Origin of the sequence: Aeromonas enteropelogenes (assembly GCF_000819845.1) — a bacterium.
Lineage (GTDB): Bacteria > Pseudomonadota > Gammaproteobacteria > Enterobacterales > Aeromonadaceae > Aeromonas > Aeromonas enteropelogenes.
This window is the reverse complement of sequence record NZ_CDCG01000018.1, coordinates 308,036-325,663: the sequence shown is the minus strand read 5'-3', so window position 1 is coordinate 325,663 and position 17,628 is coordinate 308,036. Positions and strand designations below refer to the sequence as shown.

Genomic DNA, 17,628 nt, shown 5'->3' with positions numbered 1-17,628 from the left:
GAGGATATAGGGACTCCCGATTTAACGAGTGAAGTACAAGACGCTATCCGTAACAGGGTGGCGTTTTTGTTTGTGCGTGGAGTAGACGGCTTTGTGCTCAAACCGTTGGTTGAGGAGGGCGTCACAGGGGTATTGGTCTGGGTGGGCTGGGGGGAAGGGGGCGCGCCGAAGCGGCACTTGCCGGAGGTAAAGCGACTGGCCCGTTTGATTGGGGCACGTTGGTTACGCTTCCACTCTCGCCGTCGTGGTTGGCTTCGGGTTGCGCCCAAAATGGGATGGGTTCGTCAGCCTGACGATACCGAGGGCTTATTGGTATTTCAGCTGGATTTGTGAGGCAGTGAAATGGGCAAAGGTGGTTCCAATGAAGTGAAGGAAACCGAGGCGCAGAAAGCCCTGGCTGAGGTCGCCATGAATCAATGGAACCTCTACAAGGGGGATCTGCAGCAGTACGAAGACCTGTTCATCGACAAAGTGGATGATCTCAACAGCCAGGATGCTCACGACAAGCTGGCCGGTACGGCGGCGCTGGCAACCGCACAGAGTTTTGGTGAAGCACGCACCGGGCTAGCCGATGCGATGGCCGCGAACAGGGTGGATCCAACCAGCGGTAAGTATCAGGACGCGATGGCAGAGATCGAAACAGACCAGGCGTTGAGTCAAACAGATACAACCAATCGGGTGCAATCGAGCCAGCAGGACAAGTATGTGGCCGGTCTCGTAGACGTGGCTTCAATCGGGCAGGGACAAAAGGCCGAGGCGTTGGCCGGGTATCGCAATCTGGCCAACATCAGCTTGCAGAAGGCCGCTGGCGATGCCCAGAGCGAGTTTGATGAGAAGCAGGCGGCACTCGGGCTGATTGGTGCTGCGGGAGGGACTGCTGCGGCCTATGGCATGGCACGGGCGAACCCTGGGGCATCCAAAGAGAAGATCAGTCCCATCGCCAGCGTGCTTCAGGGCAAAGGTTACTGAGGAGAGATGCCATGGGATACGCCGCTGATACGTTCGCCAGGATCACCCGGGAACAATACCAAGATTGGTTGAACCGGTTTTACCCGAAACAAAAGGAACTGATGGGGCTGGCGACCACTGGGCAGTTGCTGCAAGAGCAGTTGAATCGTGTGCCAACTAACAACGCTAACGCCTTGCGGGCTGCTCAGCAGGCGACTGCCAACCGTAATGCCCGCATGGGGATCAATACGGCGCAGCTGGTCGGCGATAACAGCCAGGGGTTACGGATGGCCTTGATGACCGTGGGGACTGAGCAGGGCCTGCGTGAACAGGAGAAAGAGCGGCAGATGGGCATCATGACCGGTGCTGACGCTGGGCTACGTGAGGCTATCAAAGTGGGTGGGGGGCGGTGATGGGATATGGCCTAATCGATATAGGTGCGCAGACGCGGCGGCAGGCATTGCAGGGACTGCAGGAGTCGGCACAACTGGATGATCAGCGCGAAGCACTGAACAAGCGCCTCAGGTCACAACAGAGGGGACAAACCATGACCAACATCGGTACTGGTGCCGCCGTGGGCACAATGGTGATGCCGGGGATAGGGACGGTGATTGGCGCCGGGCTTGGCGCATTGGCCAGCCTTTTCTAGGGGGCAAGATATGGCAGTGAGGGGGTTGGCAGAAGGTTTTCTGGCTGGTTTCAACATCATGGACCGGTATCAACGTGGCCAGAAAGAGGACGAACGCCTGGATAAGGCGATAGGTTTGCGGGATACCATGTGGCAAAACACGCTGAATCGTCAGCGCGAGGCTGATGAACGCTACTCCGACGAGAGATCTTATGCCAGAGAGCGAGATCGCAAACAGGAGGAACGTGAGGCTCACAGGGATGGGTTGTATGAAGAGCAGGCGCGAGCTTCCATTGCTAGAGGTGCCAGAGCCGATGCCAGAGCCGAAGATGAGTACGAGTGGCTTAAGGCACAGCGCGACAAACAAGCCTTTCAAGAGGAACACATGCCGATATTTCAGCAGGGTTGGCAGGATATTGCTGACGGGAAAAGGGTCAGCGATGCCTTCCTGGAGGCGGTGAGTGATCCGCGTGCGGGGCAATACAACCCGTCAAGGTATATCGGCGATGAGGGGAAGGAGCGACTTGCTGCTGGCAAGACCTTTGTGACCCAGGTCGGGGCACTGATGCGTGATGTCGAGAGCGGCAAGCTGGATTGGAACAGTGAAGAGGGGGTTAGGCGGATTAACAACCCGGAACTGCTCGGATCGGCCGGCATCCTTTATGAGGATGAAATCAAGACTGGGGTCGGTGACATCGACCCTAACACAGGCAAGCGCATCAAAGACAAGGCGCTGGGTTCCATCATGGTGACGCCAGATGGAGCTGGCGTGGTATTGGGGGTTAAGGTGACCTATGACGATGGTTCAACGGCACTGCGGCCGGTGACGGAGAACCGGACTGCCCGTGAGGATGATCAACCTAAGGTGCTCCCGATCAGTGACTGGATAGGGACCGGATATAAGCGGGCGGTCATCTCGAGGGAAATGATGACCAACACTGACAGCATTCGGACCAGCCTTGGGTTAGTGCCGGGTGCCGATTTGAAGGGGTACCGTCAGGCCGTGGTCAAAGTGCAAGTCGATACGGAAAAGGCCATTGGCCAGATCCGGCAAGACAGCATGCTGAGTCAGGAGGAGAAGGAGGTTGCCATCGCAGCAGAGCGTAAGGCAGCCAAACAGCAAACGCAGGGGTTACGTGATGTCTTCGGTGTGGAGACTCGCCAGTCAGCAGCCCCCGAACCTGACTCTCCAGACCGTTCGCGACTCAATCAGTGGGCGAGTGAGGAAAGCCTACGTCATGAGTTCTTACGGGAAGCTGCCTTGAGGGGGATGAAGATCTCCGACAATGTGGATCTGGGCCAGCTCGACCGTATCTATGGTGAATGGAAAACACTTCGCCAGGACAGCCAAACAGCCAATGCGCTTCGTGATGGCGATGTGTCTAAGACAGCCAAACACGATCCACGTGCTGCAGAGAAAGCTGCGTTGAAGGCGTTGATTAATCCGTTCAAATCAACCAAGGCTCTTAACAAATCTCCAGATAGCCTTGCTGCATATCAGGCTATGGCCAAATAAAAGCAGTTCAATGATCCGTTTCGCCAAGCCCTGATTGGTTCGCTGGTCGGGGCTTTTCTTGTTCCATTCTTGAGGACGCCATGGATAAGACCACCACCATGTTGCCAACAGCACAGCAGAGCGATTCACGCATGGATGAGTTCTGGGACAGCCTTGAATCAGGATTGGCTTCTCCCGTACCGCCGCGCAATTTGGATGTAGGGCTTATTGATGTGGCTCGCGCAACTGGGGCTGGAGGGTTGGAACTGATCGGCGGTATCGGCGAGTTGGCTCGCCAGGCGGGCAACTATGGTCGTTTGAATGCCGGTAAAGATCAGGGTGAGTACCTGCAAAATGTGCGGGCCAGCATGGCGAACAAGTTAGCCCCAGTGATGAACGCTGTGGCTGGTATTGGTGAGCTTGCTCAATCCGGCGCAGATAGCCTTAAGGCGGGAATGAGTGATGATGCCAAGGAAGCGCTAGGGCGTTCGTTGGTAAGTGAATCTCCTTCAGGCCGCACGGTATGGGGAGAGGGAGCAGGGGACATTGATGTTTGGGCGATGAAGATGGCCAATGGTATTGGCTCGCTTTTGCCGACGCTCGCCAGCGGCGGTATTACTGGTTTGGCTGCCAAGGCCACGGTTGGCAGGATGGTCACCACTTCCATGATGAAGCGTGGTGTCACCCAAGAGGTGGCTGAGTTGGTAGCATCCAAAACGGTCTCACGTTTGGCCACCGGGGCGGCAGTGACCACGGGGATGACCGGTTCGGTAGGCTCAGCGGGTACGAATGCCCGGGATGCGGTACTGGGGATGAGCTTTGATGAACTGAGTAACAGTACCACTTTCCGTGATGCCTTCCGACGAATCGACACAGATCAGCGGTCAGCACAATTCAGTGATAGCGAGAAATTGCAGATGGCGCGTGAAGAAACCGCCAATCTGGCTAGTCAGGCCACCATGGGAGATGCCAAGACCTGGGGGGCTGCAGCTGTAGGAACCCTGATGGGGGACACCATGCTCTTCAAGATGCTGGCCGGCAAGGCGGTTGGTGGAGGCATGCTCAGAAAAGTGGTCAAAGGGGCTGTCGGGGAGGGCGGCAGTGAGGCTATTGAAGAAGGTACCCAACAGCTCAGCGTGAATGAAGCCCTGAGTGACGTGACCGGTGCTGTCTTCGACCCTTATCAAGGGGTTGTCCCTGCGGCGCTCGAAGGTGGTTTGATTGGCGCTGGTGTTGGTGGCGCAACAGGTGGGATCGCGGGCCTGCGCAGTGATGATATTGCTGCCCAGGATGAGTTGGCATCTGAGGCTAACCAGCCAACGCCGGCACAGCCTGGCCCCAAAGGCGCCATGCCGGAACCGGCGGCAGAACCTGAGGTAAAACAATCTCCCTTGGGGCCCAGTCATAGCCAATTTGATGAGTTGCGCGATGTGCCTGCCTACCTCCGGCAAGATGATACCGCAGAACGCTTCAAGGGGATGGCTGAGAATAGTGAGGTGCAGGAGGCGCTCGCTGAGGCTACAGCCCCGACAGTAGATGAGTTGCTGGCTCAAGCAAAAAACCAACAGCCGGAAGGTGTCGCAGAACCTGTGCCAATGGGAGAGGAAGAGGTTCAGGCTCCTGTATCGCCTATAGCGGCGAGGATTGGTCCACTCAACTCACTTCGCGTTACTAAACGAGGTAAGCCATTCGCCAGTATGAAGGAGGCCCTGCTTGCTAGCCGAAAGGACATGGAGGTGCCGGTCCCCCTTAATGGCGGCGGCTTTGGCGTTGCCGAAATCGCCGAGGTTGAGCGAGTCAAAGCTGATCAGCCCAATGTCGCTCAGACACAGCAATTCACACCAGCAGTCGATACCGTTTACCGTGATGTCCTCCATTCCAATGAACAACTCGAGGTGGCCCATGACCAGCCTGTCCAGATATCTGCAATCGGCGGTGAACGACCAGGTGATCAGCTTGGCGCAGGCCAACCAGCTGCAGAGGGTGCTGGACCAGCCTCTACCGAGCTCGCCAGCCGAACTGGAAGCGGAGATCAAAGAAATCTCGCTCCTCCTGTACCTGTACCAACTGGACTGCAGCGTGATGACCAGACACTGACAACCCCGGCCACTGATGCCGGGGTTGCTGTTTCTGAGGTGACGAAACCTGAGCCAATCCCTGTGACGACGCCTTGGGCAGAAGCCATTGATAACCCTGATGGCACCATCACCTTGCAAGGAGAGTTGCCACTCATCAAACAGTGGGCCAGGAACAATGGTGTGAAGGTGATACCCGGCAAGGGCGGGCTGATCGTGGCCAAGCTATCAGCTGGCAAGGTGCGCCAATTCGCTGCTCGTGCTGAGGTGGCGCCAGCCCCTACTGAGGCGCAGAAAGAGGCCGGCAACTACAAGAAGGGCCACATTACGCTGCAGGGTCTCGACATCACGCTTGAAAACACCAAGGGCTCCACTCGTACAGGCACTGATCAGGACGGAAGAACGTGGCAATCGACCCTGGCACATGACTACGGCTATATCAAACGAACATCCGGCACTGATGGTGATCAAGTGGATGTGTTTATTGGTGATCAGCCTGATAGCGAGACCGTCTTTGTGGTGGATCAGATTGATCCCAGGTCCGGTGCGTTTGACGAGCACAAGGTGATGCTGGGCTTTGCCGACGAAGCCGCAGCACGTGCTGGTTACCTGGCCAGCTACGAGAACGGCTGGCAGGGGTTGGGCGCTATCAAGGCCATGACGCTCGACACATTCAAGCGGTGGCTCAATGACGGTGGTACTACCAAACCTGTTTCCGTGGGTAGAAGTGAGCGACAGAACAAGATAGCTGATTTTGGCGAGAAGATTGGTGGGGCGCGCAAAGATACTTGGTCAGCTTACCGTGACACCATCGAAGGAGCGACGACCGAGCAGATCAAGGCGTTGCCCTTATCCAAAGCATGGCCAGCGCCTGACTACGACAAGTTGCTTGAGGCTGGGGTCGATCGCGATGCGGTGGCCATTGCCAGGGCTGCACGCGATGCCATCCCCGCTAAACCTCGAGTTAGCTACAAGGTTCGCAACTGGGCACAGGCAGTGGAGTTGCTGCGCGACCTGTCCCTGGGTCTGATGGATGGCGCTGTTGATATCGATACGGCGAAACAAGAGATGTCAAACGCCAACTTGCGCAGTGCCCATGCTATTCAAAACAGAGCAGAGCTGTACCAGGCTGTCGGTCACCGACGCAGCCTGGCGGATCTCGAGCTCAGCGTCGGCAGCTACAGCCTTTACGATGGTGTGAAATACGATCCGCCCAAGCGGATTTGGACCATTCGTAGAGCCTCCCGGTCGAACGTCTTTTGCGGCTGGCCACGCACTATTGCATCTGGATCAAACAAGGCAGAGGTGATTGCTGAGTTCAAACGTCAATACGATCAGTTGACACAAGAGGTGAGTAAGCCAAGAGCCATCTCGTTCGACATTTATAGTCGGCATGGCCAAGGCTGGATAGTAGGTAAAAAAATCGGCCGCAATCACCTGGATCTGACAGAGGCATTTGAGCGTGCTAATGACGCCAGGAAATATCGGGATGACCACTATGACGAGCTGATCAGCAAGCTGGAAAAGGCTAAGAAGATCCCGCATGAACGCCGAGATATCAATCAACCTCGAGTAGGCGAGGACATGCGCGGTGGGGCGAATGTTACGCCAGCACTATTTGGCCAGGCTTTCGGTTTTCGCGGGGTGGAGTTTGGTAACTGGGTCGAGCAGCGTCGCCGTCAACGAGACCTAAATGATGCTTACGATGCGTTGATGGACATGGCTGCGGTACTGGGCATTTCTCCCAAGGCCTTGTCACTCAATGGTGAACTGGGCTTGGCCTTTGGTGCCAGAGGCTCAGGCGGAGTTAGCCCAGCTGCAGCGCATTATGAACCCGGCAAAGTGGTGATCAATCTGACCAAGATGAAGGGTGCCGGCTCATTGGGTCACGAGTGGTGGCACGCTTTGGATAGCTACTTTGCCAGGATGAGAGAGGAACCGAGCGGGATGATGACTGAGGCTCGAGATGTCTCGCTGGCTGCCAGAGAAAGCTCGTTTATCCATCGTGGCGCGGTGCGTCGAGAGATGATCGAGGCATTCGGTATCGTCAACCGAGTCATCAAACAAACCGCTCTCAAAGAACGTTCACGCAAACTGGATGACAAGCGCAGCAAGGCTTATTGGACGACTGACCGAGAGTTGAGTGCTCGAGCGTTTGAATCCTATCTGATAGCCAAGCTGCAAGACCAGGGGGCCAGCAATGATTACCTGGCCAACATTGTCAGTGAAGCCGCCTGGGATGCTGAGGCCTCCTTGGGAATTCGTCTGGATAGGAGTTATCCCTATCCTACGGCGGGGGAAATTCCGGCAATCCGTTCCGGTTTCGACCAGTTCTTCAACACGATTGAAGAGCGAGAAGAAGGGGAACGTCGCATCCTGTTTTCCAAGCAAGCCATTGCGGAAGGCGTGAAACCTGTTCAGCACCTGACCAGCAAAGAGGCTGACTTGGTTATCCGTGAGTGGTTCAAGCGGTACCAAGGGGCTCGGGGTATCAATGTTCAGATCCACGCCACTCAGGATGATCTGGAGCTGGTAGTGGGGCTTGATACTCAACCAGGTTTGCTCCGGCGTGCGGTATTTGATGGTGATACAGCGACGCTGCATGTGGCTGCTGATACGGTTGCCAATCCCAAGCGTCTACGTGAGATCTTGCGCCATGAGGTAATAGCCCATTATGGGCTAGCCAATGTGCTTGGCGGTGGAGAGTACACCAAACTAATCAGTCGAGTGATCCAGTCCAAGGCTGAGCCCAGTATGAAGGACGTATGGGATTGGGTGAGCTCCAATTACGCCGATGAAGATGTCGGCGTACAGGCCGTAGAGATCATCGCTCATTTGGCCGAGCTGGAACAAAGTGCCTGGCGCCGTGGCTGGGACAAAGTAGTAAGCTGGGTCACCCAGGCTTTGCGTGCCGTGGGGTTTGTGCCGGAAGGTATCAAAGCTGCTGAAGTCCGCACCATGATCGAGGCGTTGGGTAAAAAATTGGAGGGGGAGGGCAGGGTCTTATCGAGCGGCCGTGATAGTCAGTGGTTTAGCCAGTCCAATATGGCTACTGACGTGGCACTGGAGAAACTCAGCCTAGGCCCCCACTCCGACATCATCGATACAACCAAAGCCAACCTTGCCAAGCTGCGTTCAGTCGATCGCGGAATGCTCTCGTCATGGCTCAATCGTTTCATCAAGAAAGCCAACACCGAAGTGCTAGATGCGCTTGCCCCCATCAAGTATGCAGAAGATGTAGCAGGCATTAGTGACGCTACTGAGTCTGGGTACATCGCAGCTCGGATGGCAACCGGGGCGGCTTCCACGATGCAAGCAACCATGCTTTATGGTTTGCCGGAGTGGAAGGATGGAGTGATCCAGCGAAAAGCAGGTACCGACGAAAAAGATGCCCTATTGGGCATTTTTTCTGACCTTGGGAATGACCTGCATAACTGGTTGGGGTGGATGGCCGGACACCGGGCTGAAATGCTGATGGAGCAGGGGCGCGAGAATTTGTTGAGCAAGCAGGATATCAGTGTACTGAAAGCCCTTGGTAAGGGCAAAGAAGCCATGTTTACGCATGCCAAGGCGCGTTGGAACCGGCTTAATGCCGCCACACTGGATTTGGCTCAAGAGGCTGGACTCTTTACTCCGGAAGCGCGTGCCGAGTTCGAAAGCGAGTGGTATATCCCGTTTTTCCGTGAGTCGGAGGATGGTGATGTGCTAGCTCCCTTCAAGGTGAAAGGGATTGCCAACCAGAATGCTGGCATCAAGAAACTCAAAGGGGGCAAGGCCAACACTCACGACTTGCTCGAGAACATTTTCGCTGGTACCAGCAAGCTAATTGATGCTTCGATGAAAAACATGGCGGCACAAAAGACAGTCTGGAATCTGGCTGACTCCGGCATCATCGAAGTCGTGCCCACACCGAACAGAATGGATTGGCGGAAGCTCAAGAATGGTAAGGGTCTGATCACCGTCAAGCTGGAGGGAGAGGATTACATGATCCGAGTGAATGACCCCGACCTCTATCGGGCAATGACCTTCTTCGACCGTCAGCCGTTCGGGACCATGGTTAACATGGCAGCCAAGGCCAAACGACTGCTAACAGCCGGGGTGACTGCATCACCGGAGTTCATGTTGCGCAACTTCTTGCGTGATTCAGTATCGAGCTGGGCGATCAGCAAAGACGGTTTCAAGCCATTAATCGACTCAATCAAGGGAGTGAATAAAACCTTGACCACGAAGGGAAGCACACTGGATGTGATGTTCAGTGGTGCCAGCTTTCTGGGCGGCTATGTCAACGGCACTGAGCCGGGAGCAATGGCCGATGCTGTTCGTAAATCGTTGCGTCGTAAAGGGATGACTCCGGAGCAGATCACCAAATATGAAAGGTCGATTGTCCACAATGCCGTCCAAGCAAAAGGGATTGTGGCTGATGTGTGGGACCATTATCGACGGTGGGGAGAGGCGTTGGAAAATGCCAATCGAGAGGCGGTTTATGAGGCAGCGCTTAAGGCTGGCAAGAGTCATGCCCAAGCTGCTTTTGAGTCAAAGGACTTGATGGACTTCTCTATGCTAGGCGCATCGCGGGCCATGCAGGTGATGGTGCAGGTGCTGCCATTCTTCAATGCCAGGGCACAAGGGCTTGGCAAGTTAGCCCGCGAGCTGCGCGACAACCCACGCGAGATAGCGAAGCGAGCAGGGATGATCACTGCAGCGAGCTTGGCGCTGTTAACGTGGAACTGGGACGATGAGCGCTATGAAGCGCTACCAGACTGGGATAAAGATGCCAACTGGCACTTCTGGTTTGGTGAGCAGCATTGGCGGATCCCCAAGCCGTTTGAGATCGGCGTGTTATTTGGCACGATCCCCGAGCGTATGGCTCGCGCTATGGGAGACAAAGATACCGGAGCTCAGTTTGGGAAGGCAGTAACACGCGCCATTGGCGATACTTTCGCCCTCAATCCCATCCCCCAAATCGTCAAACCGATGGTGGAGGCCGCATTCAACTACGACAGTTTCCGTTGGGGACCCATTGAGAATCAGCAGGACCTAGCTGTCCAGGCAGAGGCCCGCTACAACGAGCAGACCAGTTTGCTGATGCGTGAGTTGGGAGAGCTCACCGGGTTCTCGCCCAAGCAGTTGGAGCACTTGGTGATCGGCTATACAGGCACCATGGGCAGCTATGTGATGGCTGCCGCAGACGGACTAATCCGTGTCACTCGGCCTGGTGAGTCAGCAAGCTGGAGGGCTGACGAGATCCCGTTGGTGAAAGCGGTGTACCGAGGGACTGGCCCAGCCAAGTCTACGCAACACATGGAAGAGTTTTACCGGATGCTGAATGAGGTGAACCAACTCAAGAGAACAGTGGATCAGTACCGCCGCGAAGGGTTGATCGACAGAGCGAAGGAGTTACTGGAGGAACAGGGCGGCATCTTGAAGGCGCGTCAAAGCTTGAGTCGTACCCAGCAACTGGTAAGGGCGCTACGGAACAAGGTCGAGCTGACCCAGCGAGATAAGACCTTAAATGCGGAGGAGAAACGCATACGAATTGATGATTTGCTGACCCGCAGGAATGAGCTGGTTTATTGGGTGGTAAATAAGAATAGATTGTTGTGGGAGGAATGATATATTTGATTCTCAAATGACAACAATGATTGTTTGGAGAGGTAATGGATCACGTAAATCATTGGAATCAACTATTTCATATGTACAAAAATTGCAGCCGTATTGGAATGTTGAAGCGTAACGGACACAAGAGATGGTATTGGATAGGGATTTCTTCATACGTAGCCATTTCGGTATTAGTATTTTTATGGACAAAGGACAGTTCATATAATTTAGTTCTTACCATCGTAACAGAGTTTGCGGTAGCTTTTTTAGTAGGATATATGCTTTCATGGAGAATTGGTCGATACGCCAAGGAATGTTCATCACTATCAGTTTCGGAGAGAGAGCTATATGCTCGCTATCGTATGTTCCGAATGGACTTCAAATCAAACAGAGAGCTATCCAGCATTTCGATAGATAATCTATTGGCATGGAATGAAGCTAGGTTCAAGAAGCTTGATATATCAAGTCTTTTTCACAATCCAATTTTTATATTGATTTTGTCAGCAATCATGTCAACAATTGTCTCTATGGAGTTAGTGAAAAATAACAGCGGTTTTGTATTGGTTCTCATTGTGTATTTCATTATGGGGATTATCCCATTGCTCTGGTTACTACAAGATTATTTGTATTCAGAGAAAAAGAAATATTTTAATATTTGTAAATTCTTAAAGTGGATAGAACTAGATAATAATATCATGGATAGCACTAACGGCAATTACGGCCCTAGATTTGCTATTTGTGATGGGCGTAAAATAAAACCTTTCTCTAGAAGGAGAAGGGTATGTGGATCCTGCTTGCGATAGGGTGTATGGTGCTGGCACTCAAAGTGTTTAACTTCAGCTTCACGTTGGCGTTGATCCCCTTTTTCATTGGCTGTTTGTGCTTTGGTCGATCCAACCAGAAGAGCTTGGAGAACTTCATGGCTTTTAGCTTTCTGCTCGCCCTGGTTGGACTTGTATTGAATCTATTAATTTCAATGTGGTGAAATTTTAGTAGCAACCATATTCATTGCAGGTCCGACGGAAAGTATTGCCATCACTATCAGTACCATTGATAAAGGTGGAATTTCCAACTTTTGTAGCCGTACTGTTCCAAGAGTTACCATCAGCATCCTGACCAGTGGTATAAGTACTATTGCCAAATTGTTGGCTACGCTGGTGCCAGTTTGAGCCTGTATTCGAGTTTTGCCCATTGACGTAGGTGGAGTTGCCAAATTTCTGAACAGTGTATGTATTACCACTGTTGTCATAACAGGTTTTAAAATCACCAGTACCAATGCATTCTGCAGAGGCAGAACTAGACAGTAGTATCAATGCTGCGATAGTTGCTAAACGCATAATGACAATCCTCATCCTGATTACAAAAGAAGTAGTCTGAACCGTTTGAAACGTGACATCAGTGACCAAGATCACTATGTATACTTCTTCAGTATTATTTTTTCTTTATGTTCTCAAAAGTGTTGAACGAACACTCTCCCCATGGACATGAACCGTTTATTGTTTCCACCCCAGTCTAGTCCAGAGGGGGCGAGCGTATCTACCAGCTGTACCTGAAAAATACTCCCAATGATGAAGTGCTGGGATGGTCTATCTGCTCAGGATATATATTCAACGGGGGAGGGGGCATGAAAAGTGCACAAATTCGAGCGGGTTTACAGGCGTTATTGGATAAGTTGGATAGTATTGACCTAACGCCGCAAGATCGGCATGCACTGACAGAGCGAATTATGCGAATGATGCAGGCTTGAGTTCAGTCACAGCTAGGGGCTTCGGCCCCTTTTTATATATTCTTGGCAGCCCACAGAAGACTGTGAATTTATACAGCATCTCGCGAATATGAGTATTGGAGTTGACTCAATGGGGAGAGGGGGGCGTTCATTCGCGCTGTCGACAAATTACGCGATGATGCCATTTCTTCGAAATGATGTGGAAGGATTCGGTTAGCTTGCAGCCTCTCAAACTTAGTACAAAACCAAGTACAGATTGAGAAAATCCAAAAATTTTAGATTGGAATCAGAAGCTTTTTACGGTGTCTCGTAATCGTGAAAGTAAAAAGTGGGCTCGCTGCCCGGGTGCGCTGTCTTGCTCATGTTGTTCGAGATGGGGTATCCGGTGACGGCGGCGCCTGGCGCCAGGGTGGGCGGTGCCAGGCACCACAATGGTCTGCATGGTAAACCATAGTGCCGCCAGAGCGAAGCCTGGGGGAATTGCCTGCTGGTTTAATCGGCAGGGGGAAAATGAGGGAGGTTCTTGGGTGTGTCGGCGGGCAGGGCGTCCTGACCATCTGCGACGGCGAATGTTGCCTGCGGGCATGTCTTGCGCTTGCCACGGCATTGAGGGGCGGTGAGCACACCCAAAAAGACCATACCAGTCGGGTTGCCCGACCGGCATGGCAAGTTGAGGCCGAGGGCCTGCCAGTTGAGCGCTTAGAGCAGATCTTCGAGCTGGTACTTCTTGAGCAGCTGCTCGAAGGTGCCGTCGGCCTTGACGCTCTCGATGGCGGCATCGAACTGGCTCTTGAGCTTGTCGTCGTGCTTGCGCAGGGCCACCGCGACCCCTTCCCCCAGGATCTTGTCCTGGGTGCCGTTGAACTGGGGACCGACGAAGGCGAACTGCTTGCCCATCTCCTTGTCGAGGAAGCCGACCTTCAACTGCACCATGTTGCCGAAGGTGTAGTCAGCGCGGCCGGACTGCAGATCCAGCATGGGAGACTGGGCGTTGACGTAGCGCTTGATCTTGGCCACGTCGCCGTAGCGGGCGGTGACGAAGTTGTCCTGGGGCGTGCCCTCCTGCACCGCGATCACCTTGTCCTTGAAGTGCGCCGGCTCGTCGGCGAAGTCGGCGGCCTTGTCGCTGCGCCCCACGAAGCGGTTCTGCATCATGTAGTAGACCTGGCTGAAGTCCACCTTCTGGCGCCGCTCGTCGGTGATGTTCATGGAGGACATGATGGCGTCGTACTTGCGCACCTGCAGGCCGGGGAGCAGGGCATCCCAGGGCTGGTTGATCACCTCGCACTCGGTCTTCATGGCCTCGCACAGGGCGTAGGCCAGCTCGACCTCGAAGCCGCCGAGCTTGCCGCTGCTGTCGACCATTTCGAAGGGGGGATAGGTGGCGTCGGTGGCGATCACCAGGGGTTTGGCGGCGGCCTGGCCTGTGGTGGCCAGGGCCACCAGCATCATTGCGGTGTTGAGTTTCATAGTCAGTCCCTTGAGTGTGGCGTCGTGTCGATGGTCGTAACGGGTGTCGGCCTAGGGGCCGACGGCTATCTTGCGATGGGCGAGGGCCGGCAGCTGGCTGCGCACCGTGCGCTGGGCTGCCAGATCCAGGGTGGCGATGGCCATGCCCTGACCCTCCTCGACCCGGGCCAGTACCCGGCCCCAGGGGTCGATGATCATGCTGTGGCCGAAGGTGCGGCGCCCGCCGGGGTGGTGTCCCCCCTGAGCAGAGGCCAGCACGAAGGCCAGGTTCTCCACCGCCCGGGCCCGCAGCAGCAGTTCCCAGTGCGCGAGCCCCGTGGTGTGGGTGAAGGCGGCGGGCAGGGCGATGACGTCGGAGGCCGGCCCCAGCCGGAACAGCTCCGGGAAGCGCAGGTCGTAGCAGATCCCGAGGCGCAGCAGTCCCCAGGGCAGGGGATGGCTCACTACCGTCTCCCCCGGGGTCATGGTCGCGGCCTCGTCATACTGCTCCTGCCCGGTGCAAAAGCCAAACAGATGCAGCTTGTCGTAGCGGCAGGCCAGGCGGCCCTCGGGGTCGACGAGCAGGCTGCTGTTGTGCATCTTGCCGGGCTCGTGGCTGGCCAGTGGCAGGGTGCCGGCCAGGATCCAGATCCCGAGCTCCTGGGCCAGCCCCTGTACCCAGGCCAGCAGGGGGTGATCGCCGACGGGGGCGGCCAGGGCGACCCGTGCCCGCTCATCTTCTGGCATCAGGTAGAAGTATTCGGGCAACTGGGCGAACTCGGCCCCCTCGGCCGCCGCCTGGCGCAGCAGCGCCTCGGCCTGGGTCAGGTTGTGGTCGAGGTCATCCCCGGAGACCATCTGCAGCACGGCGACGCGTACGCTCTCCATGTGGCCTCCTAGACGCGGCTCAGACGCTCGGCGCCCGCCAGCAGGGTGTCGTCATCCTTGGAGAAGGAGAGGCGGATGACCCGTTGATCCGTGCCGTCGTGATAGAAGGCGGAGACGGGGATGGTGGCGACCCCGTGATCGCGGATCAGCCGCTGCACGAACAGGCTGTCGGACTCGTCGCTGATGCGCTCGTAGCTGGCCAGCATGAAGAAACTGCCGGCGGAGGGGAGCAGGGTCAGACGCGACTCTGCCAGGGCCGAGGTCAGCAAGTCGCGCTTGCGCTGGTAGAAGGCCGCCAGCCCCTGGTAGTGGGCCGGTTGCTGCAACAGGTGGGCGAAGCCGTACTGCATGGGGGTGTCGGCGGCGAACATGGCGAACTGGTGCACCTTGCGGATCTCCTCCATCAGGGGACGGGGGGCCACGCAGTAGCCCACGCGCCAGCCGGTGACGTGGAAGGTCTTGCCGAAGGAGAAGACGGCGACCGAGCGCTCCACCAGCTCCGGGTAACGGATGACGCTCTGGTGCAGGGCGCCGTCGAACACCACGTGCTCATACACCTCGTCCGAGAGGATCAGGATGTCTGTGCCGCGCACCAAGCGGGCGAGGTGCTCCTGATCCGCCGCCTGCCAGACGGTGCCTGTCGGGTTGTGGGGGGTGTTGAGCACTATCATGCGGGTGCGCAGAGTGATGCGGGCGGCCACCTCCTCCCAGGGAATGGCAAAGTCCGGCGCCTTGAGGGCGATCACCACCGGGGTGGCCCCCTGCAGCTGGATCATGGGGCGGTAGCTGTCGAACGCCGGCTCGAACATGATCACCTCGTCACCGGGGTGAACCAGGGCGGTGATGGCGCAGAACAGGGCCTCGCTGGCGCTGGCGGTGATGGTGATCTCCTCGCCGGCGTCATAGTGGTGGCCGTAGCTGGTCGCAATCTTGGCCACCAGCTGCTCGCGCAGGGCGGGCAGCCCGGTCATGGGGGCGTACTGGTTCTCGCCGGCCAACATGGCCTCGTGGGTCACCCGGATGAGCTCGGGATCGCAGGGGAAGCTCGGCGCCCCCTGGGAGAGGTTGATGCTGGGGTGGCGGGCAGCCAGATCCCCGATCACGGTGAAGATGGTGGTGCCCACCTGGGGCAGTTTGCTGAGAACCTGGGGGGAAGACATGGCGCCGTCACCTGAGTGTGGGAATGAGCCCCTGTTTTAGCCCCCGGGGCGCTTGCCGGACAACGGATTATTCGGCATGGTATGCATGAGTTTTTCTCAAGCATGGAGGCTTGTCATGTTGTTCACCCCGCCGCGTACCCAGCTGCCCCTCTACGGTTTGCAGGTCTTCGAGTGCGCCGCCCGTCACCTGAGCTTCACCCTGGCCGCCGACGAGCTGTGCGTCAGCCAGGGGGCCGTGAGCAAGCAGATCGCCCAGCTGGAGGCGCGCCTGGGGCACTTGCTGTTCGTGCGCGGCACCCGCAGCCTGACCCTGACCCCGGCCGCCGAGCGCCTGCTGCCCTTCATCCGGGAGGGGCTGGTACGCATGGGGGAGGGGCTCAGCGCCCTGCAGGCCCTGCCCCACGAGCAGGCCATCAGCATCAAGGTGCCCTCCTGCGCCAGCCGCTGGGTGCTGCGGCGGCTGCAGGCGTTCGAGGGGGAGGCGGTGGAGGTGCGCGGCAGCCACCACCACGGCATCGACTTCTCCCGGGAGCCGTTCGATCTCGCCATCGTCTACCAGCCCTGCCTGGGGCGCTATCCCAACAGCCAGCCCCTGTTCCGGGAGCGGCTGACCCCGGTCTGCGCCCCGGCGTTTGCCGCCAAGCACCGCCTGTTCGAACGCTCCCTGGAGGAGCTCCCCTTGCTCCCCCTGATCCATGCCAGCGTCGATCGCCGGGACTGGCGCAACTGGTTTGCCACCTTCATCGCGACCTCCTGGCAGCCCCAGGGAGGGCAGCTGTTCGATACCCTGGACTTGGCGATGAATGCCGCGTTGCAGGGGTTTGGCCTCTCTCTCGGGGATCCCACCATAGTGGCCGAGGAGCTGGAGAGCGGCGCCCTGGTGGCACCCTTCGCCCCCGTGCTGGAGACGGATCACGAATACGCCCTGCTTGTCTGTCCTGGCAACCCGCCTCCCGGCGTAACCCGGGTCTGCCAGTGGTTGCTGGGCGAGCGCCCCTCTTTCTGACAAACATAATTCTGACTCTACATACGTGATGTAATGCTGCCTTGGTACAAGGTGGCGACAAGACCATACTGCGGTGAGCGGGCTATGCTTGGTATAAGCCGTGCATAGTGCCGGTATCTGCGCGCAAGGCGCCGATTGGGGGAATGGATATGGAATCGCTAAAAGCCAGGGACTATATGCAAAACAGGCCGATCACCTTCAAGGCGGACATGATGGTACAAGCGGCCGTGGAGAAATTCTTGAACAGCCACCAGCTGGGGGGGCCGGTTGTCGATGACAAGGGACACCTGATCGGCTGGATCTCCGAGCAGGATTGCATCGCCGTCATGCTCAGGGAGGCCTATCACTGCGAGCAGGTGGCCCAGGTCAAGGATGTGATGCGCAAGGAGGTGCTGACGGTGGGGCCGGATACCAGCATTCTGGCGCTGGCGGAGATGATGATGGGGCAAAAGCCCAAGATCTATCCGGTGGTGGAGGAGGGGCATCTGGTGGGGGTGATCAACCGCCACAACGTGATGCAGGCTATCCATGCCCAGCTGACAACCTGCTTCGTTCATCATGCGCACGGCTAAGCCGCTGCACGTGACTATCTCAAAAGCAGGCCGCTGGCCTGCTTTTTTGTCTCTGATATGGATTGCCCCTGGCTTGTGGCCAT

General features: G+C 56.5%; 12 protein-coding genes. 8 read left to right on the top strand and 4 right to left on the bottom strand.

Annotated features, from left to right (window positions below; genetic code table 11):
* Nucleotides 1–342 precede the first annotated feature (342 nt).
* The 6 genes from BN1123_RS08190 (at nucleotide 343) to BN1123_RS08165 (ending at nucleotide 11,729) form a co-directional block, all read left to right on the top strand.
* Nucleotides 343–969 (top strand): hypothetical protein, encoded by a 627-nt coding sequence (locus BN1123_RS08190; protein ID WP_042026334.1) that lies wholly within the window; start codon nucleotides 343–345, stop codon nucleotides 967–969.
* Nucleotides 970–980: 11 nt separating this feature from the next.
* Nucleotides 981–1,361: a hypothetical protein gene (locus BN1123_RS08185; RefSeq protein ID WP_042026333.1), complete on the top strand. Its 381-nt coding sequence runs from the start codon at nucleotides 981–983 to the stop codon at nucleotides 1,359–1,361.
* 261 nt (nucleotides 1,362–1,622) lie between these two features.
* Nucleotides 1,623–3,092 carry a hypothetical protein gene (locus BN1123_RS08175; RefSeq protein WP_156130443.1) on the top strand — a complete coding sequence of 490 codons (1,470 nt, stop codon included), beginning with the start codon at nucleotides 1,623–1,625 and terminating at the stop codon, nucleotides 3,090–3,092.
* A gap of 80 nt (nucleotides 3,093–3,172) precedes the next feature.
* Nucleotides 3,173–10,759, top strand: coding sequence for an LPD38 domain-containing protein (locus tag BN1123_RS08170; protein WP_042026331.1), 7,587 nt, complete (start codon nucleotides 3,173–3,175; stop codon nucleotides 10,757–10,759).
* 44 nt (nucleotides 10,760–10,803) lie between these two features.
* Nucleotides 10,804–11,547, top strand: a complete 744-nt coding sequence (locus BN1123_RS21300) for a hypothetical protein (protein ID WP_156130441.1) — start codon at nucleotides 10,804–10,806, stop codon at nucleotides 11,545–11,547.
* On the top strand, nucleotides 11,526–11,729 hold the full coding sequence (locus BN1123_RS08165; RefSeq protein ID WP_042026329.1) for a hypothetical protein: 204 nt from the start codon (nucleotides 11,526–11,528) through the stop codon (nucleotides 11,727–11,729). Before BN1123_RS21300 ends, BN1123_RS08165 begins: the two co-directional genes overlap by 22 nt.
* A gap of 4 nt (nucleotides 11,730–11,733) precedes the next feature.
* On the opposite strand, the gene BN1123_RS20820 is transcribed toward BN1123_RS08165, so the two are convergent.
* The 4 genes from BN1123_RS20820 to BN1123_RS08150 all read right to left on the bottom strand — a co-directional run bounded on the left by BN1123_RS20820 (nucleotide 11,734) and on the right by BN1123_RS08150 (nucleotide 15,967).
* Nucleotides 11,734–12,081: a hypothetical protein gene (locus BN1123_RS20820; RefSeq protein ID WP_082037509.1), complete on the bottom strand. Its 348-nt coding sequence runs from the start codon at nucleotides 12,079–12,081 to the stop codon at nucleotides 11,734–11,736.
* 1,088 nt (nucleotides 12,082–13,169) lie between these two features.
* Entirely contained in the window at nucleotides 13,170–13,940 is a 771-nt protein-coding gene (locus BN1123_RS08160; protein ID WP_042026327.1) for an ABC transporter substrate-binding protein, read from the bottom strand.
* A gap of 51 nt (nucleotides 13,941–13,991) precedes the next feature.
* On the bottom strand, nucleotides 13,992–14,807 hold the full coding sequence (locus BN1123_RS08155; protein WP_042026326.1) for a carbon-nitrogen hydrolase family protein: 816 nt from the start codon (nucleotides 14,805–14,807) through the stop codon (nucleotides 13,992–13,994).
* An 8-nt stretch (nucleotides 14,808–14,815) separates the two neighbouring features.
* Nucleotides 14,816–15,967 (bottom strand): methionine aminotransferase, encoded by a 1,152-nt coding sequence (locus tag BN1123_RS08150; protein ID WP_042026323.1) that lies wholly within the window; start codon nucleotides 15,965–15,967, stop codon nucleotides 14,816–14,818.
* Between the two features lie 115 nt (nucleotides 15,968–16,082).
* On the opposite strand from BN1123_RS08150, the gene BN1123_RS08145 reads away from it, so the two are divergent.
* A complete protein-coding gene (locus BN1123_RS08145) occupies nucleotides 16,083–16,973 on the top strand; it encodes a LysR family transcriptional regulator (protein ID WP_042026322.1) in 891 nt (296 codons plus the stop codon).
* 149 nt (nucleotides 16,974–17,122) lie between these two features.
* A complete protein-coding gene (locus BN1123_RS08140) occupies nucleotides 17,123–17,545 on the top strand; it encodes a CBS domain-containing protein (RefSeq protein WP_042026485.1) in 423 nt (140 codons plus the stop codon).
* Nucleotides 17,546–17,628: the final 83 nt, after the last annotated feature.